General features: G+C 65.7%; 26 protein-coding genes and 2 pseudogenes. 9 read left to right on the forward strand and 19 right to left on the reverse strand.

The window, feature by feature from the left end; all coding sequences use genetic code 11:
* The coding region (locus AAGA11_09130; protein MEM9603014.1) for an aldo/keto reductase at window positions 1-204 on the reverse strand (204 nt) is incomplete at its 3' end.
* 253 nt (window positions 205-457) lie between these two features.
* Between AAGA11_09130 and AAGA11_09135 the strand changes: the two genes are divergently transcribed.
* A complete protein-coding gene (locus AAGA11_09135; GenBank protein ID MEM9603015.1) occupies window positions 458-1,069 on the forward strand; it encodes a biotin transporter BioY in 612 nt (203 codons plus the stop codon).
* A 111-nt stretch (window positions 1,070-1,180) separates the two neighbouring features.
* A complete protein-coding gene (locus AAGA11_09140; protein ID MEM9603016.1) occupies window positions 1,181-1,681 on the forward strand; it encodes a peptide-methionine (S)-S-oxide reductase in 501 nt (166 codons plus the stop codon).
* 453 nt (window positions 1,682-2,134) lie between these two features.
* Here the strand turns inward: AAGA11_09140 and AAGA11_09145 are convergent, their stop codons facing one another.
* Window positions 2,135-2,560 carry a tautomerase family protein gene (locus tag AAGA11_09145; GenBank protein MEM9603017.1) on the reverse strand — a complete coding sequence of 142 codons (426 nt, stop codon included), beginning with the start codon at window positions 2,558-2,560 and terminating at the stop codon, window positions 2,135-2,137.
* Window positions 2,561-2,701: 141 nt separating this feature from the next.
* Here AAGA11_09145 and AAGA11_09150 point away from each other — a divergent pair, with 141 nt between their 5' ends.
* A complete protein-coding gene (locus tag AAGA11_09150; protein ID MEM9603018.1) occupies window positions 2,702-3,196 on the forward strand; it encodes a helix-turn-helix domain-containing protein in 495 nt (164 codons plus the stop codon).
* Window positions 3,197-3,559: 363 nt separating this feature from the next.
* On the forward strand, window positions 3,560-4,345 hold the full coding sequence (locus AAGA11_09155) for an NYN domain-containing protein (protein ID MEM9603019.1): 786 nt from the start codon (window positions 3,560-3,562) through the stop codon (window positions 4,343-4,345).
* A 25-nt stretch (window positions 4,346-4,370) separates the two neighbouring features.
* Here AAGA11_09155 and AAGA11_09160 read toward each other — a convergent pair whose 3' ends face one another.
* Window positions 4,371-5,291: a LysR family transcriptional regulator gene (locus AAGA11_09160; protein MEM9603020.1), complete on the reverse strand. Its 921-nt coding sequence runs from the start codon at window positions 5,289-5,291 to the stop codon at window positions 4,371-4,373.
* A 91-nt stretch (window positions 5,292-5,382) separates the two neighbouring features.
* Here AAGA11_09160 and AAGA11_09165 point away from each other — a divergent pair, with 91 nt between their 5' ends.
* Complete coding sequence (locus AAGA11_09165; protein ID MEM9603021.1) at window positions 5,383-6,333, forward strand: haloalkane dehalogenase; 951 nt, start codon at window positions 5,383-5,385, stop codon at window positions 6,331-6,333.
* 91 nt (window positions 6,334-6,424) lie between these two features.
* Window positions 6,425-7,381, forward strand: a complete 957-nt coding sequence (locus AAGA11_09170; protein ID MEM9603022.1) for an MBL fold metallo-hydrolase — start codon at window positions 6,425-6,427, stop codon at window positions 7,379-7,381.
* A gap of 132 nt (window positions 7,382-7,513) precedes the next feature.
* On the opposite strand, the gene AAGA11_09175 is transcribed toward AAGA11_09170, so the two are convergent.
* The 10 genes and pseudogenes from AAGA11_09175 to AAGA11_09220 form a co-directional block, all read right to left on the reverse strand.
* Window positions 7,514-8,323, reverse strand: coding sequence for a creatininase family protein (locus AAGA11_09175; GenBank protein ID MEM9603023.1), 810 nt, complete (start codon window positions 8,321-8,323; stop codon window positions 7,514-7,516).
* 72 nt (window positions 8,324-8,395) lie between these two features.
* Window positions 8,396-8,998: a LysE family transporter gene (locus AAGA11_09180; GenBank protein MEM9603024.1), complete on the reverse strand. Its 603-nt coding sequence runs from the start codon at window positions 8,996-8,998 to the stop codon at window positions 8,396-8,398.
* A gap of 96 nt (window positions 8,999-9,094) precedes the next feature.
* Window positions 9,095-9,340, reverse strand: a complete 246-nt coding sequence (locus AAGA11_09185; GenBank protein ID MEM9603025.1) for a hypothetical protein — start codon at window positions 9,338-9,340, stop codon at window positions 9,095-9,097.
* A 68-nt stretch (window positions 9,341-9,408) separates the two neighbouring features.
* Window positions 9,409-9,642, reverse strand: a pseudogene (locus AAGA11_09190) (pyridoxamine 5'-phosphate oxidase family protein).
* 71 nt (window positions 9,643-9,713) lie between these two features.
* Window positions 9,714-10,529 carry a methyltransferase domain-containing protein gene (locus tag AAGA11_09195; protein MEM9603026.1) on the reverse strand — a complete coding sequence of 272 codons (816 nt, stop codon included), beginning with the start codon at window positions 10,527-10,529 and terminating at the stop codon, window positions 9,714-9,716.
* 118 nt (window positions 10,530-10,647) lie between these two features.
* A complete protein-coding gene (locus tag AAGA11_09200; GenBank protein ID MEM9603027.1) occupies window positions 10,648-11,475 on the reverse strand; it encodes an AraC family transcriptional regulator in 828 nt (275 codons plus the stop codon).
* 130 nt (window positions 11,476-11,605) lie between these two features.
* Window positions 11,606-12,121 carry a YHS domain-containing (seleno)protein gene (locus AAGA11_09205; protein ID MEM9603028.1) on the reverse strand — a complete coding sequence of 172 codons (516 nt, stop codon included), beginning with the start codon at window positions 12,119-12,121 and terminating at the stop codon, window positions 11,606-11,608.
* A 415-nt stretch (window positions 12,122-12,536) separates the two neighbouring features.
* A pseudogene (locus AAGA11_09210) lies at window positions 12,537-12,659 on the reverse strand (AsnC family transcriptional regulator).
* A 36-nt stretch (window positions 12,660-12,695) separates the two neighbouring features.
* Window positions 12,696-13,418 (reverse strand): haloacid dehalogenase type II, encoded by a 723-nt coding sequence (locus AAGA11_09215; protein MEM9603029.1) that lies wholly within the window; start codon window positions 13,416-13,418, stop codon window positions 12,696-12,698.
* A 191-nt stretch (window positions 13,419-13,609) separates the two neighbouring features.
* Window positions 13,610-14,575: a DUF3080 family protein gene (locus AAGA11_09220; protein MEM9603030.1), complete on the reverse strand. Its 966-nt coding sequence runs from the start codon at window positions 14,573-14,575 to the stop codon at window positions 13,610-13,612.
* Window positions 14,576-14,606: 31 nt separating this feature from the next.
* Here AAGA11_09220 and AAGA11_09225 point away from each other — a divergent pair, with 31 nt between their 5' ends.
* Complete coding sequence (locus tag AAGA11_09225; GenBank protein MEM9603031.1) at window positions 14,607-14,744, forward strand: hypothetical protein; 138 nt, start codon at window positions 14,607-14,609, stop codon at window positions 14,742-14,744.
* A gap of 79 nt (window positions 14,745-14,823) precedes the next feature.
* On the opposite strand, the gene AAGA11_09230 is transcribed toward AAGA11_09225, so the two are convergent.
* Window positions 14,824-15,516, reverse strand: coding sequence for a YafY family protein (locus tag AAGA11_09230; GenBank protein MEM9603032.1), 693 nt, complete (start codon window positions 15,514-15,516; stop codon window positions 14,824-14,826).
* A gap of 116 nt (window positions 15,517-15,632) precedes the next feature.
* On the opposite strand from AAGA11_09230, the gene AAGA11_09235 reads away from it, so the two are divergent.
* The gene (locus tag AAGA11_09235) at window positions 15,633-16,028 is read left to right on the forward strand and encodes a Rid family hydrolase (protein MEM9603033.1); all 396 of its coding nucleotides are present in this window, start codon (window positions 15,633-15,635) and stop codon (window positions 16,026-16,028) included.
* A 32-nt stretch (window positions 16,029-16,060) separates the two neighbouring features.
* Here the strand turns inward: AAGA11_09235 and AAGA11_09240 are convergent, their stop codons facing one another.
* From AAGA11_09240 to AAGA11_09250, 3 genes are all read right to left on the reverse strand, one after another.
* Entirely contained in the window at window positions 16,061-16,519 is a 459-nt protein-coding gene (locus AAGA11_09240) for a cytochrome c (GenBank protein ID MEM9603034.1), read from the reverse strand.
* Window positions 16,520-16,712: 193 nt separating this feature from the next.
* Complete coding sequence (gene cueR, locus AAGA11_09245; GenBank protein MEM9603035.1) at window positions 16,713-17,102, reverse strand: Cu(I)-responsive transcriptional regulator; 390 nt, start codon at window positions 17,100-17,102, stop codon at window positions 16,713-16,715.
* Window positions 17,099-19,582 (reverse strand): heavy metal translocating P-type ATPase, encoded by a 2,484-nt coding sequence (locus tag AAGA11_09250; GenBank protein MEM9603036.1) that lies wholly within the window; start codon window positions 19,580-19,582, stop codon window positions 17,099-17,101. The genes cueR and AAGA11_09250 overlap by 4 nt, the downstream gene beginning before the upstream one ends.
* 402 nt (window positions 19,583-19,984) lie before the next feature.
* Between AAGA11_09250 and AAGA11_09255 the strand changes: the two genes are divergently transcribed.
* Window positions 19,985-20,341, forward strand: a complete 357-nt coding sequence (locus AAGA11_09255) for a copper resistance CopC family protein (GenBank protein MEM9603037.1) — start codon at window positions 19,985-19,987, stop codon at window positions 20,339-20,341.
* Window positions 20,342-20,549: 208 nt separating this feature from the next.
* On the opposite strand, the gene AAGA11_09260 is transcribed toward AAGA11_09255, so the two are convergent.
* Both AAGA11_09260 and AAGA11_09265 read right to left on the reverse strand, forming a co-directional pair.
* Window positions 20,550-22,823 (reverse strand): mechanosensitive ion channel family protein, encoded by a 2,274-nt coding sequence (locus AAGA11_09260; protein ID MEM9603038.1) that lies wholly within the window; start codon window positions 22,821-22,823, stop codon window positions 20,550-20,552.
* Between the two features lie 375 nt (window positions 22,824-23,198).
* Window positions 23,199-23,921, reverse strand: a complete 723-nt coding sequence (locus AAGA11_09265; GenBank protein MEM9603039.1) for a DUF4386 family protein — start codon at window positions 23,919-23,921, stop codon at window positions 23,199-23,201.
* Between the last annotated feature and the right edge of the window lie 64 nt (window positions 23,922-23,985).

A 23,985-nucleotide genomic window follows, 5' to 3' on the forward strand; every position in this document is an offset into this window, starting at 1 on the left:
CCAGTCGCCAATGACGGTTTCGGAGCGGCCCATGCCGTAGACATTGGCCGTGTCGACATGGGTGATACCGAGCTCGACACACGCGTCCAGAATGGCCATGGAGCCGTCGTCGGTCGCGGGGCCGTAGAAATTGCTGAACGACATCGCGCCGTATCCCAGGACGCTGACCGTCGGGCCGTTCTGGCCCAGGGTTCTCTGTTGCATTGCCTCGCCTTGCTCGTTTCTTGGGGTGTCGGGTGCGTGCGGTCTGCCAACGGCCACGTGCGTCGATGGCACACGTCAGCGCCAATCGGCGTCGCCACCATACCACCCGGTCCAGTCCGGTTGGCCGAATCGGCGGCTCAACTGCTGCCGGGCTGCCACAGGATTATGTATGGGTTTGATACAATAATTCGTTTGGCGTCCCGATCACGCGGGGCGCGTGCAAACCCTTCCCGATACCCTACAACGAGCTGACATGACCGCATCTGCCTTCACCCATCCCACACAGGTACACCCCACCCTCGCCCGCGCCCTGTGGCCCTCCGACAACGCGCGGCTGCGCAACGGCGTGCTTGCCGTACTCGGCAGTCTGGCGTTGTGGGTGTCGGCCAAGATCAGCATCCCCTTCTGGCCCGTGCCGCTGACGATGCAGACCCTGGTCGTGCTCGCGCTCGGCATGGCTTTCGGCGCGAAATTGGGCACTGCGACAGTGCTCCTGTACCTCGCGCAAGGGGCCGCGGGCCTGCCGGTGTTCTCCGGCACGCCGGAAAAGGGCATCGGCATCGCCTACATGGTTGGGCCGACCGGCGGTTACCTGCTTGGTTTTGTCCTGGCCGCGGGCGTGGTCGGCTTTCTGGCCGAGCGCGGCTGGGACCGCACCCTGCTGACCGCCGCCGCCGCGATGCTGATCGGCAACGTCATCATCTACGCGCCGGGACTCGCCTGGTTGGGCGCGGTCGTGGGCTGGGACAAGCCGGTGTTGGCCTGGGGCCTCACGCCGTTCCTTGCCGGGGACGCGATCAAGCTGGTGATCGCAGCCGTCGCCCTGCCCGGTCTCTGGCGCCTGCTCGACCGCTGGAAAGCGTGACCGGCCGGTCCCTGTGCAACGGTCGGCCCTCGACACCTGCGCGCCAGGCGCTGGTCCCCGCGTCCAGCTGCGGTGTTCCGCACGGCAATGCCACACGCGCTCGGAGGTGTGATGAGCGGTACGGATGAGGTGTATGTCGCGGGTGGTTGCCTCTGGGGCGTACAGGAGTTCTTTCGCCATGTCCCCGGGGTGATCACAACCGAGGCCGGCCGTGCCAACGGCACCGCTGACACCACCGACGCACCCTACGACGGATACGCGGAATGCGTTCGCCTCACGTTTGACCCGAACCAGCAGTCGGTCGCGGGCCTGATGCCGTACCTCTTTGAGATCATCGATCCGTACAGCGTCAACCGGCAAGGCGACGACGTGGGCCCGAAGTACCGCACCGGGGTGTACAGCCGGTGCGCATCACACCTCGACGCGGCCCGCGCCTACATCGACGGCCGCGCCGACCGAGACCGCATCGTCGTCGAGGTACGCCCGCTGCACCACTACGTGCGCAGCGACGCCGAGCACCAGGATCGCTTGACGCGGTGCCCTGACGAGGTCTGCCACATTGCGCCGGCGCTGTTGCACAAATACAAAGCCGTTGGTCACTCGAACGGCTGAGTCTCCTGCTTGGTGAGTGCCAGCGCTTTGGGAGCCTCTCACTGACGTGGCAGCGACGCGTTGCGGGCGAATGGGATTTCCACGGCGACCGTGATCGTGCGAGGTGGTGAGGACTCGGCCTCATCGGCGCCATCATGCCTTCGGTCTGACGTCCGGTTGACTGTCTGAGCAAAACCGAAAAACGGTCTCTTCGGTGGCCGTGGCGCGCCCGGGCGGCTCGACTGTTTCCATGTGAGACAACACCCCACCCATCGGCATGGGCGTATCCCCACCGGTTTCGGTGAGAGCCCACGGGGCGCAACCGATGACCGCGCTGAGGCCCGGCATCCACTGCAGACGGGTGTTGATAGCTCAACCGCGCAGTGCGAGCAGCCGCGAGCGGGGACGAGAGATCATGCTGCGACGGGTTGGGCCCAGTCGAGCCAGGCTGCACTCGGTGAGGGATCGGCGTCTCTACGCGACGTTCAAGATGCCCTTGATGGCCTCCGTTTGGAAGACCTGTCCCATCGCCCCCCACTTGCCGCTCGGCACCTCGGTGATAATCACCCAGTGGTTCATGCCCCCTTCGATTTCCCCGAGTATGTCGTTGACCGCGTCGTTGACTTCAGCGCAGAGCTGGGCTCTCGACGCCTCGGTCAGGAGGCCCTCGGGCGTGGTAAACGCAATGTGCAGCGGCGTCTGAGACTTCACCTCGCCGTAGACAAATAGGTTGCCCCTCGGCAGTTCATGAATGTGACCCCAGGTCATGGCCTGTGGACCGGCATCGGCCGGGGATGCGCCTTCTGCGCGAATCACGGCATCGGACAGCCGCGAGATCAGGGTTTGCTTGGCATCATCAGACAACTGACCGGCTTCGGCCGTGACAGAGACGAATGGCATAATGGCGCTCCTCGAAAGCAAAGTGATGTGTCGCCCGAGCCGCGAATTGACGGTTGCTGCGCGGGTGCCGTCGGCCCAACACGGCCAACGAATCAACTTTATAGATTAAAGTAGTTGTAAATTGCAACTGGATAAATCGTTTTGGCAAACCGCAAGCGCACCGGCCCGAGGTCACTCTGTCCGATCAACCGATTCGTCGAGCTCTTCGGGGATCCGTGGAGCCTCGTCGTGCTGCGCGACATCATGTTTGGTGGCAAACGGCACTACCTCGACCTGCTAGAGCACTCCGAGGAGGGCATTTCAACGAGCGTGTTGGTGGACCGCTTGAAAAAGCTGACGCTGGCGGGCGTCATCCGACAAATCGACGACGACACCCACAAGCAGCGTACGCTCTACGCGCTGACTGACGACGGCGTCGCGCTCGCCCCGACCGTGGTCGCATTGAGCACCTGGTCGTCAGCGTGGCAACCGCCCTCGGCCAAACACGCGGTGCGCACGCGAATGCTCGTTGAGGGCGGCGAGGAGATCCTGTCCCGACTGCTCGACGACCTGCGGGCAACGCACCTGGATCAGGCGCGACGCTTGCCCGGGCCGTCGGTGCTCGACGCCCTGCAACAGGCGTTTGACACAGCCTGATTCGGCGTCGTATCGCTGTTTTACAAGCCGTTTTACACCGTATCCACTTCGGTGGTCGTGGACCTTTGCAGCCGCGAGCGGGGATGAGAGATCACGCTGCGACGGGTTGGGCCCAGTCGAGCCAGACGTCCCAAACTGTACCGCGGGACACGGTTGTCAAGCGGTCCCCTCGGATAGTGCGTATGGTGGAACACGGTAACGAGCCCGTGCTGCGCCGACCCTGTTCGGTAAAAACCGGGTAAGCGAACATTCGCCCACCTGCACTGTGTCGACTGAATTGGATCCCGCTGCGGTGTGGGCCACAATCTGTCGGCCTGCGCCTGTGTGGTGCCGCCCCGACTCACCGAGCTCGTTGGAGGGCCCGTGACAGACAACAACCTCGCCCTCTTCTGCGATTTCGAGAATGTGGCGCTCGGTGTCCGAGACGAGAAATTTCCGAAGTTCGATATTGCCCTTGTGCTTGAACGCCTGTTGGTCAAAGGCAACGTGGTGGTCAAGAAAGCCTACTGCGACTGGGATCGATACAAGGACTTCAAGCCCGCGATGCACGATGCGGCGTTCGAGTTGATCGAAATTCCCCACACCCGCCAATCAGGCAAGAATTCGGCGGACATTCGCATGGTTGTCGACGCGCTCGACCTCTGTTACACGAAAGACCACATCGACACCTTCGTCATCATGAGCGGTGATTCGGATTTCTCCCCGCTGGTGAGCAAGCTGCGAGAGAACGCGAAACTGGTGATCGGTGTCGGCGTTCGCAGCAGCACCTCCGATCTGCTGATGAGCAATTGCGATGAGTTCATTTTCTACAACGACCTCGTGACCGAGCAGAACACCCAGAAAAAACGCCGATCACGTGCCAAGAAGAAAAGCACGCCGAAAGCGAAAACCCCTGCAGATGCGCACGAGGACGGCATTCAGCACGTCTTGGACACCGCTGAAGCCCTGATCGCCGAGCGCGGAGATCGCGTGTTCGGCTCGATGGTGAAACAGACGCTGAAACGGCGGCGCCCCGAGTTCAACGAAACGGCATTTGGGTTCTCGTCATTCAATGAACTGCTTGAAACCGCGCATGCACGCGGTTACCTGGACATCGACGCGGATGAACGGTCGGGTGGGTACGTTGTGCGATCAGTGCGAAGAGACTAGCGGTTTTACAAGCCGGTTCTGTACACTAACCCCGACGGCAGTCAGCGTCCGCGGCGGCCACAAGCAACTTCTCGCGCCAGTGCCGGTGCCGCGCCGAGTGGTGGTTGCGCTCGTGCCAGAAGAGCATGAGCCGTGTGGTGCGCGTTGACCACGGTGAGTCGCAATGCCGGATCCGATCACCGGCAATGTGTACCAAGTGAGATGGCAGTGTCGCGATCAAGGGTGTGCCTTCGATGTGCTTGAACACGCTGTCGAAATCCGGCACCTGCAGCGACACATGCCGCTTGCGGCCGAGTTTGGCCAGGCGTTTATCGAGACCGTATCCGGTGTCGCCACTGAGCACGACCCGCACGTGCGGACGGGCACAGTAGGTGTCCAGATCACCCGCTTCGATGGGGTGGTCGGCATCGAAGAACACGTGGTTGTCGAATTCCAACAGGCTGCGTTGCCGAAGTCCCTCCCCGACCAGGCTGCCCTCCGGCAAGAGGGTGAAATCCGACACGCCGTCGCGCAAGTCCTGGGCCGCGTTCGCAGGCGAGCCCGTCGGACGGATCTCGATTCGGACGCCTGGCGCCGTTCGAATGGCGTCACGGACGAACCGGGTCAGCAGCAGGTCGCGTTCGAACATGGTGGCAGCGATGCGCACGCTGCGCGTTTCCGTCATCGGATCGTAGACCTCTGCCTCGGTCATGACCTGCAGTTGGTGTAGCACCGCTTCGGCCAGGGGCACCAGGGCCTCGGACCTTTTGGTCGGTCGCACGCCGTTTCCCTCACGCACGAACAAGGGGTCCTGCAAGCGCTTTCGCAACTGCTCGAGCCGGTAGCTGACGGTGGACTGGTTGAGGTCGAGAACCTTGCCGGCGTTGCTCAGCGAGCCCGCGCGGTGGATGGCCAGAAACAGTGCCAGCTGGTTGCCGTCGATGGACAGGTAATCCGTTTTTTCCATAGCGACTATCGAGTGACTGCCATTTTCTGAGAGTTATGCCTCCCCCAGACTCGTCGTGCAAGTCAACCCGTTCGCATCGGAGATGCACACCATGACCACGTCATCCCTCGCCCTGGCCCTCACGGCCACCCTCACCGCCGCAGTCGCTGTATCGGCGACGCCGGTGCCAACCGCGATGCCCTACGACCACAAGCGCACCGACGTGCTCGGACTCGAGATGGCCTACGTCGACGAGGGTGCCGGCGATCCGGTGGTGTTTCTGCACGGCAACCCCACCTCGTCCTACCTCTGGCGCAACATCATGCCGGCCGTCGCCGACACCCACCGTGTGATCGCCCCGGACCTGATCGGTATGGGCCTGAGCGAAAAGCCCGATGTGGCGTTCAGCTACGCGTTTCACCGCGACCACCTTTTTGCCTTTCTCGACGCCTTGAACCTGAGCAACGCGACGCTGGTCGTGCACGACTGGGGCTCCGGACTGGGTCTGGATTGGGCACAGGCCAACGCAGACCGCCTGAGCAGCATCGTGATGATGGAGGCGATCCTGCCGCCGATCTGGCCCGTGGCCGGCTTTGACGAGATGGGTGAGATGGGTGAACACTTCAAGGCCTTCCGCACGCCGGGCGTGGGTGAGCAGCTGATCGTTGAGCAGAACGCGATGATCGAGCCAGGGCTTTCTCGCCAATACGTGATCCATCCCTTGCCGGACGCGGCGGTTGACACCTACAAAGGCTACTACAGCGAGCCCGGGCAACGGCAGGTCATCCTCGATTGGACGCGCAGTGTGCCGATTGGTGGTGAGCCCGCCGACGTGGTCAGCACGGTTGAGCGGTATTCGCATTGGCTGCAGGAAAGCAACCTGCCGAAGATGCTGATCCACGCCCAGCCGGGTGTGTTGGTGCCACCCGCGGCCGTGGAATGGCTCGAAGCGCGGGTGCCAAATCTCACCACCGTGGACATCGGTCCGGGATTGCATTTTCTGCAAGAAGACAACCCGAGTGCCATCGCCGCCGCACTCGAGACCTGGGTCGCGCACCACTGACCGTATGTCGCCCTCATCGCGCATTGCCCCATGCCACCGGGTCGGGTGGGTCGGTGTAGCCGTCAGTCCCCGGCCCCATCGGAGAACTTCCATGTCACAGATCACTCGTCGCCAGTTCGGTATCACCACCCTCCTCGGTGCCACCGGCCTGCTCTCGCCGGCCGCGCTGGCAGCGGCCAGCACCGCGCGCCCGGCGGTCACACCGGCCCTGGTGGACCTGCCCCTCGGGCGCTACACGCTGACCGCCCTGCTCGACGGCATCTTCTACATGCCAAGCCACCTGTATTCGGGCGACGATCCGGCCGCCATTGCCGCCCTGGCCCGGAAGACGGCCGGTGGGCCCGACGCCTTTCCGTTCCCGGTTACCGCCTACTTGCTGCAATCCGCAGAGCGGACGATCCTGATCGACGCGGGTTTCGGCGATCTCGAGGCCTTCGGTCCCGGTTTTGGTCGAGCCAGGACCGCACTGGCCGCGACCGGTGTGACACCTGAGGACGTGGATACGGTGATCGTCACGCACTTGCACCCCGATCACATTCCCGGTTTGCTGGCGGGCCAGGCGCCGGCCTTCCCGAACGCTGAGTTGATCATCTACGAGACCGAAGTGCAGCACTGGACCGATGACAGCCGCATGGGACACGCGCCGGAACCGATGCGCCTCTGGTTTCGATTGGCCAACGAGGTATTGGGCGCCTACGGCGATCAAGTGACGCGGGTACAGGACGGCTTTGAAGCTGCCCCGGGTGTACGGCTGGAAAGCTCGCCCGGGCACACGCCCGGGCACTCGCTGGTGCACATTGACGGCGGCGAGCACGAGCTGCTCATGCTCGCCGATACCGTCAGTCACATCGACCTCGCCACCGCCCTGCCGCGCACGCGCTTCGCGTTTGAAACCGACACCGTTCAGGCGGTCGAGTCTCGGTTGCGGGTATTTGACAAGGTCGCAGCTGACCAGGTGTTGATTGCGGGCAGCCACATTCACTTCCCTGGCTTCGGGCGCATCGTCAGAGACGGTGGTGCCTACCGCTATACCCCTGTCACGGTGTGATGTCAGTCAGGGCCGCTCAGGTCGTCCGGACCGCTGGGTTGACCACGGTCCCCTGGGTTCTGCCGCGCTGCCTCGACGCTTCGCGTGGCAGGCTCGGTGCACAAACGTCAGTGCCCGTCAGGGAAGCGTCGCCTAGCGGAACGGCACACCGCCGGTCTCGGCGCGTCGCCGGTCGTGTGGCACTGCCCAGGTGTCCGGGTCGAGGATCAGGCGCGCAAGGGCGTTTGCACCGGCCTCGAGCATCAACTCCCCTTTCTCGGCGCTTGCGCGGGCCGGGTTGCCGGCGAGCCCGTTCTCGGTCACGTGGGCAAACGGGCGCCAGCGGTACGACCCCTGCCCCGCGGCGAGAAATGTACCGGCGTCCATCGGGCTTGCTATCTCGCCGAGCTGTGAGGTGTCGACGAGCGCCGGCTCGCACACCAGCATCATCGACGTCTCGGCCTCGCCGGCGTGCATCACGCCGGGCTGATCCTGCAGGTGTTGGGACAGGTCGTCACCCGCTTCGGTCACGTACGTGGTAGCGACCAGCGTCGCCTCGGCCGTCGGTGACAGCTCGTCGAGGATCTGCTGCATGGCGATGATGTTGCCGCCGTGCGAGTTGGCGATCAGGATGTCGCGAAAGCCCTGTCGCGTCAGGGCGTCAATCACGTCCCGCAGCACCCGCCTGAAGGTGTCGTGGCTGAGGGTGAGTGTGCCCCCGAACGGCATGTGGTGCTCCGACAGGCCGGACCAGACGACCGGCGTCACGACGACCGGCCGTGTCTCGCACGCCTTGCGTGCAGCCCGCAAGGCAATCTCGTGGCCGAGGCGCGTGTCGGTCATCACCGGCAAGTGCGGGCCGTGCTGTTCGATCGAGGCGATCGGCAGAATGACAACCGCATTGTCGTTGGCGAGTTGTCGCAGTTCGTGCGCTTTGAGGCGCGACCAGTCCACGTCTGCCATCGGGGCTCCTGGGTGTGCATTGGTGCGGCATGGCCGGGCGGTGATCATCGGCCGGTCAGCGCGACAGCGGTGTCACACGATACCACCGAGGGCAACGCCGACCGAGACGACCAACAGCATGGCGAAGCCGACGTTGATCCGCCGGCCCCACCCTGGCGAGTGCAAGACGCGCGCGAACAGCGAACCGAAGCCGAGCCAGACGGCATTGAGGGAGACGATAGCGCTCACCAGCGCCAGGCACTTGGCCACCGTGTCGACGACCAGGTCGTCGGGCACCAGGCTGTGGCCTGTGTAAACCGCGCCGATGGCCGCGAAGGCCTTGGGGTTGGCCAGTGCCAACACCAGGCCCGAGCCGAAGGCCGGGACCGGGGCCACCGCCTCTGCCGTGGCGCCGACCGGTGCCGAGCCGATTCGCCAGGCCAGGTAGAGGATGTAGACGGCGGCCACCGCGCTGAGGACGCGAACGAGCACGGGCTGGGCCAGCACCACGACGGTCACACCGCTAGCGATCAGCGCGAGCACGCCGCAGGTGCCCGCGACAATGCCACACAGGTAGGGCACACCCGCCCGGAAACCGTAGGCGGAACCGACGCCCGCGAGGCTCAGCGTGGCCGGGCCCGGGCTGCCCATCAAGGGCAAGGCCGTGAGCCACAGCAGCAAGAGGTTCTGGGTCATGATCGCGGCGCGTGCCTGTGCGACGCGTCATCATAGCCTGCGCAGGGCTGCGGGCCATCGTGCGTCAGCGGTCGGCCTGTCTGCGGGCAGCGCCGCTCAGGGCCCGTCGGGATCGATGCCGGTCGGTTTGCCGTCCACCGTGAAGCGGTTCTTTCGCCGCCAAAAGGCCGCGACGCCCTCGGGCCCCATGTCCTCGTAGAACGGGACGAGTTCGGTTTCGCCACGGCTGCGCTTGAATGCCATCTCCGGCACACCGGAGCCACACGAGGTCTGGACCCGCTCGATGGCGAGGTCGAACACTTGCCGGCGATCGACGGAAACGCGGCCAGTGCGGCTGTCCACGCGGCGTCGCGCGGGTGCAGTACCCTCGCCTGCCCGTACACGCGCAGGATGTGGGCGCCCCCGGTGAAGGCGCAAAACAGCAGCGTCATGCGGCCGGTCGCGGCCACGTGCGCCGCAGTTTCGTTGCCGCTGCCGCTGAGGTTCAACCAGCGGATGGCCGAGTCCGACACCACACGGAGCGTGTCCATGCCCTTCGGTGAGAGATTGACGTGGCCGCCGGTGTCGGCGGTGGCCACAAAGAACAACGGCTGGGCCGTGATGAAGTCGCGGTGTTTGCGGGACAAGCGGGCTGTGGCGGCCATGGGCGGTGGCTCTGCTGGGGGTGCCCGCCGAGACTACCGTGGCACCCCTGACAACGGGGTGGCAGTGACCGCTACGGCACGTTCGCTTTCTGCGCCGACACGACTGCCGCGGGCAACGGCACGCGCGTCTTGCCGCTGACAGCATCACGGCTGCCCGTCGCGTGGACCCAATCGATGACGGCGCGCCGAATGGCGTGGTGGTGCGCTGCGGGTTGCGCACGCAGCAACCCGGCGCCGCGCACCGTGCCCTCGGCGAAAAACCGCAGCGGGTCGTCGGGTGCGCTGCACAACCAGTGACTCTCCACGCTGTCGATGCAGATATCGGCAAATCCGGCCTGCACGAGCATCGCCTCGGCGTTCTCGCGCTGGGCGTAGTACGGTGCAGGCTTGGCCGGCGGCAACGTGATGCGCGGGTCGCCGTGTGCCGCAATTGCCTCAAACACCGCCGGCAGCGCACTCGCTCGCTCGGCCCCGTGCCAACAGCTGTAGGCAAAGCAACCTCCGGGCTTGAGCACCCGCGCCGCCTCGACGGCCGCCGCCTCGGCATCCGGTACGTGCAGGATGCCAAAGCCCATGACCACCGCGTCGGCGCTGGCATCGTCAAACGGCAGGTCGAGGGCATCGCCTTCAATGAACTCGGCTGTCGGCGCGTTCTCACGCGCCATGCGGATCATCGCCGGGGAGAAATCCACGCCTGTCGCGTGTGCGCCCCGTTGCACGGCGCGGCGGGACACGATGCCGTGACCACAACACACATCCAATACACGCATGCCGGCTGCGACGTTGGCCGCGTCCAGGAGAGTCTCGACGGACTGCTCCGCGGCGTAGGCAAAGTCCGATGCGTAGGACGCGGCGGTTTCCGGATCCGACCATCCGGCTCGCTCCATCTCGTTGAAGTCCACGCGACCGCCCTTCGATTGCCCTGTCGGGCACATCGTATCAACGGCGCCTCGGCCTGGCGATTGTCAGACTGCTGCCACGGCGGCGCGCCCGTTCGAGCGCGAACTACCGGCTGCTTTCTGCGGCGAGCCATGCGCGCGGGCTCGTGCCCGTCTTCTGTTTGAACGCGCGCGCCAGGGCGGTCGCGTTGGCGTAGCCTACGGCCCGGGCGACGCTCTTCAGGGGGCGGCCCTGGCGCAGCGCGTCCTGCGCCAGGCTGACCCGGAGCGAGGTCAGGTATTCGCCGGGCGGCACGCCGACCGTGTCCTTGAAGTGGGCGGCGAAGCGCGCACGCGACATCAGCGCGACAGCGGCGAGCGATTCAAGCGTCCAGGCCTCGGCGGGCGTGTTGTGCATCGCCAACACGCTCGGTGCGAGCTGCGGGTGCGCGAGGCCCGCCAACAAGCCCGGCTGCAGGCTGTGCGCGTCCAGGCAGTAGCGCAGCAACAGCACCAGCAGCAGGTCCATCAGCCGGTTGGTGGCAGCCCGGTGGCCCTGGCGTTCGGCCGACGCTTCGTCGAACAACGTGTCGAGCGTGGCCTTGAGTCCGGGGGCCTCGGCCGTCGGCACGATCAGCGGGTTGGGTAAGCCGAGCGGCAGGGCGTTTGCGGCGCCCTGCCCGAGCCCGAGTTCGGCGCACACCAGCATGGCCCCGTCGGCGGCGCTGGCTTCGAGTCGGTGTTCGATTGCCGGTAAGACAAGGATGGCACAGGGCCCGGTGGCCGCGATGGGGTTGTGGCCGTCCACGTGCACGCGAAGCGTCCCTGCCTGCAGATAGTGGAGGTGGCCGGGGCCGGGGGCGCCGTCGAACGGTGAGGTACCGCAGAGTGTGCCGTTGAAGAAGGTGTTGGCCGAGAGTGCCAGTTTGTCGACAGCGGGCGAGAGTGTGTCCATGCCGGGGCCCGAGGGGGTTCACCCGTCATGATACGGCAACTGTGCGGTGCCGAGCGCTCGCACCCGCCCAGGGCGCGGTGACACACGACCGCGGGTGCCCGAAGGCACCCGCGTCGCAGGCAGTGGTGCCTTACTGTGCGCCGATGGTCACGCCTTCGGGCGTGTTGCTCGCCAGTTCGGCGTCGGCAATCGACTCGATGATCGCCCAGTTGTTGTCCGCGCCCTTGATGAAGCCCGGCACGTCGCCAAGCCAGCGCTTCTGAACCTTCTTGCTGTTGTTCAGGTAGAGCTTGTTGTCTACAACTTTGAAGGCCTTCGGGTCGATTTCAAACTTGCGGCCCATCGCCGCGCCGAAGGCGCAGTAGCCACCGTACTGCGGCGCGTAGGCCGCCGGGTCCGCGGCGAACAGGTCGCGGTTGGCCACACTGCTGAAGTGGTATTCGGCGCCGTTGTAGGACGCGGTGAACTCGGCGTCGCCTTTCACCGGTGCGCTCTCGGTGAAGTACGAGACCACGTCGAAGCCTTGGACGGCAACGCCGCCGGCGACATTGACCTCATCCTCGCTGTGCGCCAAACCGGGCAACAACAGCAACCCCAACACGCCGCCCATGACGCGACTCCACACTGACGAATGCCTGCTTTTCATGTTTCTCTCCTGTGAACGTGATTGTGCAGTGTCGTGATCCACGCTGTGCGCTTTACCGCCACCGTACGCAGTTGGGCAAGTGCCCGCGCAATCCGTTCACGCCCATTGCGACCCCAACGTCTCGAAAACCACACCGGACGTCTCGATCTTGCGGTGCGGGCCGGTCGGCACGTCAGTGTCTCGCGGTGCGCCGCGGGTCTGCGGTCCGACGCGTGGACCGTCAGCTTGCCTCAGGCGGCTTCGGGCAGGACAACGCGATCCCCCGGTGTTCGACCACCGGTTTGATCGCGGTGCAAGAGAAACCGGTGTCGATGCCAACGCCGCGGTGTTCAGCGAGCGTCACCGCTGTGGCCACCGCCTCGTGCCGGGTGATCGCGCCCGGGTTGATCACGGCGCTGCAGTTGGCAATGACCTCGGCCTTCTCGAGGCGTTTGCCGCGTTGCAAGCACGGTCTCGGGGACAGGCCGACGCGTTCGGCCAGGCGCACGTTCGTGAGATTGCCGTCGCGTTGCAGGGAGGCGACGATCTGAATGTCGATCCGGTCGGGTTTGTCCTGCGACGCGCGAGGCCCGCTTCAACCTCGGCTCTCGGCCTGGTGAGCGCGTACCATGTCCTGCATGCTGTTGAAGCGGAACGCGGTGGTCGGCGTGTCGCCCGGGTCCATGGTGGCGCCGAAGCCCGCTTGGTCGTGTCGACGGTAGATCCAGCAATTGGCGATGCCGTGCCGGTTGGCGGGCTGGTGGTCGTGGAACAGGCTCTCGGCGGTGTGCAGAATCTCGTGTTTGGCAATACCGCGTCGTGCCAGGGTGTCGAGCATGTAGTCGAAGTTGCGGTCGTCGGGCTTGTAGCTGCCGATGTCCTCGGCCGTGTAAACACCGTCGAAGGCGACGCCCAGTCGGGTGTTCGAGCCCTGAAAGCTGAGGTTGTCGGTGTTGGTCAGCACGATCAGCAGGTAGTGCGCCTTGAGGTAGTCGAGCGCGGCCCGGCTGTCCGCGAAGGCCGGCCACTGTCGCACCGACAGCCCGTAGGCCTGGCACGCCTCCCAGCTGACAGCGACGCCCCATTCCTCGGCGAGCCGGCGGTACACCACGGCGAGCAGCTCGCTGTAGCGCTTTGCTGGTGTCATCCGTTGTGTGGTCGACTCGTGGAAGGCGTGAGCCTGCAGGATGTCGTCCCGGCTCAGGTGTTGGCCCACCTGATCCGTCAGCGGCTTGAGCGCCGCAACCATGCCGCTCTCCCAGTCGATCAGAGTGCCGTAGACGTCGAAGGTGAGCGCCTTGAAGTCGCGTAGTTTCATCGGGTGCGGTCCTGTTCTCGGGGGACTCGATTCGGCAGAGGCCGGGCCTGCCATGATACCGGCCTCCTCCCGCTCGGCGTTGCGTGTTTCGGCGGGAGGCGGGCGATGGTGCGGAACTGCACCCCGTGACGGCAGATCCGGCAGCCAAAGCGCGGCACTGCCACGGTGGCTGGCCGTACGTTGATGCGTGGTCAGCCGGTGCCGTTGGCTGGCAGCAGACCACAGCTGCGCAACAGCGGCTGCAAGGTCGCAACGTGCTCGCGCGCGGCCTCTGCAAAGGCGGCGAGCTGTGTGTCGCGGGTGGCGGCCCAGAGCCGGTAGGCAGCCGGCTGCACCGGGTCGAGTTCGGATTCGAGCTGTTGGTGCAGCGGCATCACGCGGTACAACACCCGATTGATCGATGACGCCCACACCTGCACGTCACCAACGAAGTAGCCTTGCACCACGTTGAGCACGATACGCGCTTGCTGGTTGGCCTTGCCATCGAAACACAGCGGACGACCGGCCAGGCGGCGCTCGACGGTGTCGCCCGCGGCGCGCAGCTGCGATTGGGTCAGCGCGGCGGCGCGCAGCCAGTACCCGGCGTTGCCGTGGCGCACCGCGCCGAGCGCCAGCTCGAACGCCTCGGCGTCGTAGCGGTGGTCGCCGTTCAGCCAACGTGTCACCCAGCTGCCGAGCGTCGTGAGCGGGGCCTCCAGTGCAAAGTCGGCTTCGGCGTCGTAGTCGCCGAGTGCAAGCGGGACGTGCCAGAGCTGCTCGAACTCCTCGCCGCCGAGCGTTGCCTGCCAGATGCGGATGGGCAGTTCGTCCCGTTTGATATCGAGTGCGGTCGAGAGTTGGTCCGCGAGGGCGTCTTCGCCGCGCGCCGTGAGGGTGTCGATGCAGTCCGGCGCGAGGCGGAGAAAATCCAGCTCGGTGAACAACCGCTGCGATGCCGTGGCCACTTTGCCCAGCGCGCTGTTGCGCTCACCGACCGTTTTCCACAACGCACAGTCGTAGAGCTTCAGAAAGCCGAGAAGCCCGATGCTCTGATCAGTGGCCTCGAGCGCCAGTGAGCGGCGCGGTGGCCTGTCGGTCGGTTCGACCGGGGTGACGTCGACCGGGTCGAGCTTGATACTGCGGGCGAGCCGTTCACGGTAGTTTTCGAAGCGCGCCACGCTCGGGTCGCCGCTGCAGCCGAGCAACGGGATGACGAGAGCCGCCAGCAACCACCGACAGCGTGACCTCGCAAGCCACACCGACGCCCTCACGGGCGCGTTCTTCGGGTTGGGGCTGCGTGTGGCACCGGTTCAGGTCCTCGGATTGGCTGCGGCATCAGCGCTCTGATGCGCTGGCACAGCGTGAGTTTCACCGTGGCACGTGCGCGGGCGTTGCCGGAGTCGGTGCGTTGCACCCGAGGCGTCGTTCAGGCCGGCGCACACGCGGACTCCATCGCCCAGTAGTCGGCCAGGGTGGCGCCTGGCGTGTCCACGAACGGCGTGCCGGTCGGTTCGAGTGCGCCGATGCGGTCGAGCCGAAAGTGGCGGAAACCGCGACGGTGCTCACACCAGCCGACCAACAACCAGGCGGGTGCGAAGAACACCAGCGCAAGCGGACGCACCCGGCGTTGTGTCACTGCGCCAGCGGCGTCGGTGTAGCGCAGCGCAAGGGTGTCGCGTGCGCGGATGTGGGCGCGCAGGTCAGACAAACCGACCTCCCAGGGCGGTTCCGGGTCACCCGGCCCGGCGTAGGTCGTGAGTTGCTCGAGCTCGGTTTGCAACTCGGCGGGCAACACGGCGTGAATCTTCGCCATGGCGCTGTCGGCCTTGGCCGCGAAGCGCTCATCCGACCACTGGCGCACCATGCTCATACCGAGTGCGATGGCATCGAGCTCGTCGGCGTCGAAGGTCACCGGTGGCAGGTAATAGCGTTTGTCGATCACGTAGCCGACACCCGCCTCGCCGGCGATCGGCACACCGGCGTCCATCAGCGCCTGGATATCCCGGTAGACGGTGCGCGCACTGACGTCGAACACGGCGCCGATCTGTTGTGCGGTCACGGCACGGCGACGGCGGCGCAGGTGGTGCACGATCTTCATCAGGCGGTCGGCTCGGCGCATGCGGGATTCGGCTCGGTTCCGGGGGTGTGCGCAGTATGCGTCAAGTCTGCTGACACCATGCTGTCAGCAGGGTGTCAGTACCCTGTCCTCACACCTTCAAACGGAAGCACGACAGCATGACACGCACAGCGATCAATCCCTGGACCTGGTCCCTCCCGCTTGGCTACAACCAGGCCGAGCGCGTTGAGGGCGCGACGGCGCAGCTCTTCTGTGCGGGCCAGACCGCCGTGGACGCCGACGGCACACCCTGCCATGACGGTGACATGCGAGCGCAACTTGCGCTCGCCCTCGACAACCTCGAAGCGACCCTGACTGCAGGCGGCATGGGCTTCGCCGATGTCGTGCGGTTGACGGTGTACTCAACCGACGTCGATGCAACACTCGCCGGTTTCGACCTGCTCGGTGCGCGGCTCGGTCCGCTGCAGGCCAGACCGCCGATGTCGTTGATCGGCGTCACCCGCCTCGCCATGCCGACGCTGCTGGTCGAGCTCGAAGCCACTGCCCTGCGCTGACGCGAACGGGCCACGGCGCAACCCGGTCTGCCTCAGTGGTCCGGGTTGCGCTCGGCCTGGATTGCCTTGATCTCGTCCGGCCAGGTCGACCGGATGAACGCCAGCACCGCCCAGATGGCGTCGTCGTCCAGCACCGTGCCGAATGCCGGCATACCCGAGCGCATGTCGTCGAAACCCAGGCGCGCCATCACGGCAGCGCCGCCGAACTTCGTGTACGTGAACAGGTAGGCGTTGTCGTGGTGCCAGGTGTGGCCGGTCTCGTCGTGCGGCGGGGCCGGCAGGCTGCCGTCGGCCTTGCGGACGCGCCAGTCCGGCTGCACCTCGAGCAGCGCGCCGTGGCAGACGGCGCAATTCGTCACGTACACTGACTCGCCGAACCGGGTATCCCGACCGTCGAGTTCGTGTTCCGCGAGCGCTGGCGTGTGGGACAGCGTGAAGTTGAGCCACGCCACGGCAATCACGCTCAGGCACGGGCGACGTGGCTGTGTCATGGTCGAGCCGGATTCGGGTCGTGTCGGATTCGCACTCGGGTGTGGTTGTCGCTACACACCGAGTCAGCGCGCTCGGCTCTCGCACGCGCCCCACCGACCTCACTCCTCAACGGGTCACCTGCGTGCGCCAGGCGCCGAAGCGGCGACGTACCAGACACGGCGTAGAGTCCGCGTTGCTTCCGGCCCCGGGCGATCACGTCGCACCCGAAAGGTCGGTCAGGATGGGACAGTCCGGTCGGCTGTCGCCGTGGCAGGCCTCGACCAGTGCCGAGAGCGTGGTGTGCATGGCTTGCAATTGCGCCATCTTGTCTTCGATTGCGCGCAAGTGTCCCTGGGCCACCGCTTTCACCTGGGCGCTTTCGCGCGATTGGTCTTCGTACAGGCCAAGCAGGGTACGGCAGTCCTCGATTGAAAAGCCGAGCGTGCGGGCACGACCGAGGAAAGTCAGTTTGTGCACATCGCTTTCGGCAAAGCTGCGGTACCCGTTGGCGCCGCGCTCGGGTTTCACCAGGCCGATGTCTTCGTAATAGCGAATCGTCTTTGCCGGAAGCCCGGACAGCGTCGCAACGTCCCCGATGTTCATGGTCTGGCGCCCTCCTCTGCCCTGTCGTTTTCACCTGCAGCGATGCGTCGCAGGCGCAGCGCGTTGGTCAACACCGACACCGACGACAAGGCCATGGCGCCGGCCGCAAACATCGGCGACAGCAGCACGCCGAACAGCGGGTACAGGGCGCCGGCTGCCACCGGGATCAGCGCCACGTTGTAACCGAAAGCCCAGGCCAGGTTCTGGCGTATGTTGGCCATGGTGGCCGCAGACACACGGTGCGCCGTGCACACCCTGAACGGGTCACCGGACATCAGGACCACGTCGGCCGCCTCGACCGCGACGTCGGTGCCAGTGCCGATTGCCACGCCGACGTCCGCGTGCGCGAGCGCCGGTGCGTCGTTGATGCCGTCGCCGACAAAAGCCACCGTGCCGTGGGTCCCCTGCAAGGCCGTCAGCGCCTCGACCTTGCCGTCGGGCATCACCTCGGCAACCACCCGGTCAACCCCGAGTGCCCGCGCAATCGCCGTGGCGGTTGGCTGGTTGTCGCCGGTGATCATGGCCGTCTCGATGCCCCGCGCGTGCATGGCCGCAATGGTCGCGGCCGCGTTCGCCTTGATCGGGTCTGCGATCCCGATCAAGGCAGCCAGCTCGCCGTCGACCGCCACGTACAGGACCGTCTTGCCCGCGTTCGAGAGCGACTGCGCCTCGGCATGGAAGTCGCCGATATCCAGGCCTTCGCTCAGCATGAATCGGCTGGAACCGACCCTCACCGCCGCGCCGTTGACAGTGCCCGAGACGCCCTGGCCGGTGTGCGTTTGAAACCCCACAACCGCGCGCTGGGTGATCGCGTGTGTGCTGGCATGCAGGCGGAACGCCTCCGCCAAGGGGTGCTCGGAGTGCGACTCGACCGAGGCCGCGAGCGCGATGACCGTGTCCTCGACGAATCCGGGCGATAGCCTCACGTCGGTCACCGCCGGTCGTCCTTGGGTGAGCGTGCCGGTCTTGTCAAAAGCGACAAGGCTGATCTCCGCCAGCTGTTGCAATGCGTCGCCCTTGCGAAACAGCACACCGAGTTCGGCGGCACGGCCGCTACCAACCATGATCGAGGTCGGCGTCGCGAGGCCCATGGCGCACGGGCAGGCGATGATCAAGACCGACACCCCGGCCACCAGGGCCAGAGAGACGGCATCGGCGCCGCCGACCGCAAGCCACACCGCCACGGTGAGGACAGCGGCGGCCAGGACGGCAGGCACGAACCAGGTGGTGACCCGGTCGATCAGGCTCTGCACTGGCAGTTTGGCGCCTTGTGCGTCTTGAACCAGGCGGATGATGTGCGCGAGTGTGGTGTCGGCACCCACGCCCGTGACGTCGACCGTCAGCGCGCCAGCGCCGTTGACCGTACCACCCGTGACGGTGGACCCGCCGGCCTTCGCCACCGGGTGTGACTCGCCGGTGAGCATGCTCTCGTCGACAACGCTCTCGCCGTCGATGACAGTCCCGTCGACCGGAACACGTTCGCCCGGTCGCACCAGAATGACGTCGCCCACGGTCAAGTCGTCCACGTCCACATCGACGATGTCCGTCCCGGCCACGCGGTGTGCGGTGCGTTCCTGCAAGCCCAAGAGCGCCTGGATGGCGGCACCGGTTCGGCCGCGCGCACGCGCTTCGAGCCACCGTCCGACCAGGATCAACAGCACGATGACCGCTGCCGCTTCGAAATAGACAGCCTGGGTGTTGGACGGCAATACACCCGGCAGCAACAGGGCCACCATCGAGAAACCCCACGCGGCACCGGCGCCGAGCGCCACCAGGCTGTTCATGTCGGGTGCGCGGCGCGCCAGGGCACGTAAACCGTGGGTGAAGAACCGCCGGCCCGGAAATGCCAGGATCAGGGTGGTCAGCAGAGCCTGGATCGCCCAGTTCAGCGGCTGTCCCAAGGTGTTCTCGACGAACGCGGCAACGCCCGGCACCGCATGGGCGCCCATTTCGAGCACGACGACGGGCAGGGCCAACACGGCCGCCAAGAAGACCTCGCGCTGCAGTTCACGCGTCTCGGCGTGTTGGCGCTTCGCGTGGCTCAGCCCGGTCTCGTGGCTGGCGACGTGCGCGGGGTAGCCCGCATCGACAACAGCGTTGATCAGCGCCTGGGGGTCAACCGTGTCGCCGAGCACTTGCACAGTGGCGCGTTCGGTGGCGAGGTTGACCGAGGCGTTGACGACCCGGGGTACTGCCTCCAGTGCCGATTCGACCCGGGCCACACAGGAGGCGCAGCTCAGCGTGCTCAGCGCCAGCTCGACGGTCCGATGCCGCGGCGGGTAGCCCGCCGCCGTCAACGCCGCCGAGGCGTTGGCCAGGGCCGCGTTGGAGCTGACGGTCAGGGACGCTGTTTCCGTCGCGAGGTTCACGGTGGCATCGCGAACGCCGTCGACGTCGCCGAGCACACGTTCCACGCGACCCACGCAGCCGCCGCACGACAGGCCTTGTATGCCAAGCTGAATGTCCATCTGTGTGCTCATGAAGCCAGGTCGTGTGGATGCCCTCGACCTTATAATGCTTCCAGTCACTGGAAGCTCAAGGGGGCGGCACCGCATTTTCCTGCTGTTAGGACCTCACAGGTGGCATTCGACAGGGGTTCGATCGCCATGCGACCGCGCCGTCTGGGCCACGTATCCCCCTTCGCGGCTGTTCGGCCGGCCGCTGATACGGGTCTTCAAGCGGGCTCCGCCGCCCGATCGCGCAGTTGACCTCGCCAAAACGCCACCACCTCGGGTGCAGCGGAATGCGGAACCCGACCGACGGACCGACAGTCGTCTCCGTGGACTGTGGCGGTCTGTTGTGGCTCGCCGGCGCTGGACAGGCCGACGTGGCACGAATCACGGGTACAGTGGTGAACTGAGGCGGAAGAACGGCAGTGTCTGATGAAGCGAAATCAAACGATCCGAGCTCTGGTTGGTGCGTCGGTGTTCTCGTTGTCCGTGGCGGCGCACGCGCATTCGCCACTCCAATCCACGGTGCCGCCCGAAGGGGCGACGCTCGATACTGCTCCGAAGGTCATCACACTGAGCTTCACACGGGACTTCCGCGTGACACGCGTCACCGCGACACGTGTCAGCGAGCAACCCGTCGTGCTGAATACCGGCCACATCACGGCATTCACACGGTCTGTCGACGTGCCACTGGAGTCCACGGGCGTCGGAGACTACCGGATCGAGTGGCGTGGTCTCAGCGGTGACGGCCATGTCCAGACGGGCGCGTTCACGTTCACCGTGAGGTGATACAGGCGCGGCTCAACCGCACTCACGCGAATTCAGCGCAATGTACCGAGAGCGGAGAGCAAACACGTGACTCGGGCTGCGCACCGGGACAGCTGTTCCGGGGCACGAAAGCGCACACCCCACCGCTCAACCGCGTCGGTGTGTTGAAGCGGATGCGCCCGCAAACCCGTTGGCGCCCGCGCGGGTGTGCAGTGGTGTGTGCCCGTGCTCAGCGATCGTCGGTGGAGCCGCCCGCGCCGTCCTGGGCCGCCTGCGCGCCGGCGGCGGCAATGGCTGTTTTCTGCTCCTCGCTCAGCGTGTCCTTGTCCTCGAGACTCGGTATGGCCACCCGCACCTCGCGCCGCGCAAAGTCGATTCCGGCGGCGTCGAACTCGGCTTTGACACGGTTGTAGATCTCCTTGCGAATCATGAACTGCTTGCCGGGTTTGGCCATGTACTTGCCACGCACCACGATACCGACATCGTCGATGCCGAAGACGCCCTGCGACTTGAAGGGCTGCAGGAAGTCCTGTCCGAGGGTCTCGTGTTCGAGCATCTCCTGGCCAATGCGCTTGAAGATCTTCTTGACCTTGTTCGGGTCGGTGTCGAACGGCACGGTGAACTTGAGCTTCATGATCACCCAGTCGCGCGAGTAGTTCGTGAGTTTCGGGATTTCGCCGTACGGAATCGTGTGAATCGGCCCCTTGTGGTGGCGAAGCTGCATGGAGCGGATCGAAATCCGCTCCACTGTGCCCATGGTGCCCTCGACTTCGACGTACTCGCCGGTGCGAAAGGCGTCGTCAACCAAAAAGAAGATGCCCGAGACCACGTCGGTGACGAGCTTCTGGGCGCCGAAGCCGATAGCCAGACCGACAATACCGGCACCGGCCAGGAGCGGCGTGGTGTCGATGCCGACGTTGCTCAGGCCGAGCAGCACGAAGAGCACAACGATCGCCACGCGCGCCACGGCGAGCACCAGCGGCAGCACGGTGGACAGACGCGACCCGCCCGAGCCACCGCCGTCGCCGCCGAAGTCGGCGTTGTCCGGGTCGTAGCCGGAGGCCGTGATCTCCGCAGCCAGCTTCTGGTTGATGTAGAGCGAGACCACCTCGTAGATCAGGTAGCCGACGGAGAGGATCATGAGGAACTGGACCAACGCCGCCGCGACCCGTTCGCCAACCCCGGCACTCGCGATGGTTGTCGGTGACATGCCCCAGAAGCTCGCCACAGCAATCAACACGCAGCCGAAGATGATCACCCGACCAATCCGGATGTAGGAACGCGTGGCGGCGCGGTGGGCGCGCTCGGCCACCGTGCCTTCACCCGTCATGGCGGGCGCGAGGTGCCGAACCAGGCCACGAATCAGCGTGTCCAGCGCCGGAGCAAACAGCAGCAGGGCCATGGTCTTGTAGTGCGGTGAGGTCACCAGCAGCGCAAAGTTCTTGTAACTGACCAGGATGTTCACCACCCACCAGGTGCCGATGGACACGGCGATGGCGAAGGCCGGGAACGCGCGGGCGACGCGGGCCTCCATGGGCGTCACCTCGCCCGCACCGCGCATCATCGCGACCATGCCGTCCCAGTACCGCCAGACCACCAGGGCGACGTACACGTGGACCGCGAGGTTCAGCCAGAACCCCAGGCGGGTTTCGCCGAGCGGGACACCGTTGAGCTGATTGAAGTTCAGCAGCACGGTCGACACGCCGATCAGCACGGCGAACCAGAACATGTGAAAGACGGAGGCCCGGGCCACCGTGTCCGAGGCGTGCACCAGGCGGAATGCCGGGAGCTTCGGCGCCATGAGGAAACGCGCGACCGCGGTGGCGATGCGCGGGATGGCAATCAGGTTCGACCCGATCAGGCCGGCGTAAATCAACAGCGGTTCGGCGATGAGCAGCGGGCCAAGCTGTCGCGCCACGAAAATGAACACCAGCACGCCCGCGACGTCCCGAAACAGGCGGGCGGTCAGCAGCGACACCGTCTCCCGCAAGGTGTTGGTCTCGGAGACCGTTTCTGGCATGGTGAACCGACGCGCGACGAAGAGGCGGAACAGCCACTCCACCGCCGCCGCGATCGCGATCAGCGCGAGGAACGCCAGCACAAAGCGCCCGAGTTGGTCGGCGCCGTGGGCGGTGTAGAAGGTGCGGAACGCCTCGGCCTGTTTGGTGAACAGGATGGGCACTCGCTCTATCGACGTCACCACACCGGCGAACGCACCGGATGTCAGGTGGTGAACGAAATCCTTGACCTCCGCACCCTGATCTTCAACGGCCTCTTCGGCTTTGGTCGCCAGCTGCTCGAGCAGGATGGTGCGGACAGCCTCGTCGGAAAGCCGGGAGATCAGCGCAGTCGCCTGCGCTTCGGTCAACGGCCCCTCGATGACCGGGCTCTGCGGGGCCGAGCCGCTCTGGCCTTGGGGGATGACACCTTCGGCCGATGCGGTGCCCCAGACCCCTGCGCCGAGCAGTGTGATCGCCAGTGCAAGAGAGCGAAGCAGTCTCATGTGTGGTTCCCTCTGGACCTGAAAGGCCGGTTTGGCGACATTGGGCACGCCCACACACCGTTGCCTCACCGCGGTGACTCCGACCGGATAAGCCGCTCGGATTTTCGCGCAAGCAGGATAGTGCAACTAGGGGGGCAAAGCGTAAATTTGTGTAAACGCCAGGCACGTTGCGCGGCGTCATCGCTCTCACGCGCGCTGCGGCGACAGCGGGTGGAGGTTGTGAGGCGCCTCGGCGTGACATGCAGCCTGCCGGGCCTGCGTTTGGGCTGCACCCACCGATGCTGTGCCGCCGATTCGGGCTTCGAGTGCCCCGGGGCGTGCGTGTCCCAGGGCTCGTATTTCTCGGGGTGTTGCGCAGCGGGTCGCCGGTTGCCGTCAGCGCGACGGTGACGCGGTCTCTGCCCGGCCGCGGGTGCCGAACCAGACCAAGACGACACCGGCCACCATGAGCCAGGTGTGCAGCGCGCTGGTCGCCAAGGCGATGCTGGCGGTGAAACCGAACAGCTCGACCACCGGGGTGGCGAGCAGCCCGGCTGCCAAGAGGCCCGTGGCGCCGAGCCAACGCGGCAGGCTGCGCTGGCGCAACAACAGTACCGACACGCAGACGAGCCAGCCGGCGGCGAACAGGGACACACCGAGCAGTTCGCCGACGGCCCCGCCCCAGGCATTGACAGCGCTCTGGATCAGCTCGATGGTCCGCGCCGCTTCGGGTGTTGCAGACGGGTACGCCTCGGCGAGCACGGTCGAGGCGGTCAGCCAGCGGATGATGCCGACTGCCCGAGCGAGTGCCGAGACTGTGATCAACGCGATCGCGGTCACGGCGAGCGGACCGAGCGCGCTGTGGTTGTCGCGTACCGCCCAGACCAGACCGGCGCCGACCGCGACCCAGGCCACCGAGTAAAAGAGGTACACCCCGTAGCCGAGGCGCACCGCCGGCAACTGCTCGAGGATCAGCGGCAACGCGACCGCGGGCGCGAAATCCAGGCTGTTTGGCCAATCAATGGCGTTGCCGAGGATCACCATCGGCACGAAGATCAGGACGGATTGAATCAACGTGATGACACCAATCCAGGTGGTTGCGGAGGGTGACGCGCGCATCGTGGGGCCTGTTGCGTTGGAGTGTGGGCAACAGGTATAACAATTCCGAAAATGCATCGATACA

Source organism: Pseudomonadota bacterium (assembly GCA_039196715.1).
GTDB lineage: Bacteria > Pseudomonadota > Gammaproteobacteria > CALCKW01 > CALCKW01 > CALCKW01.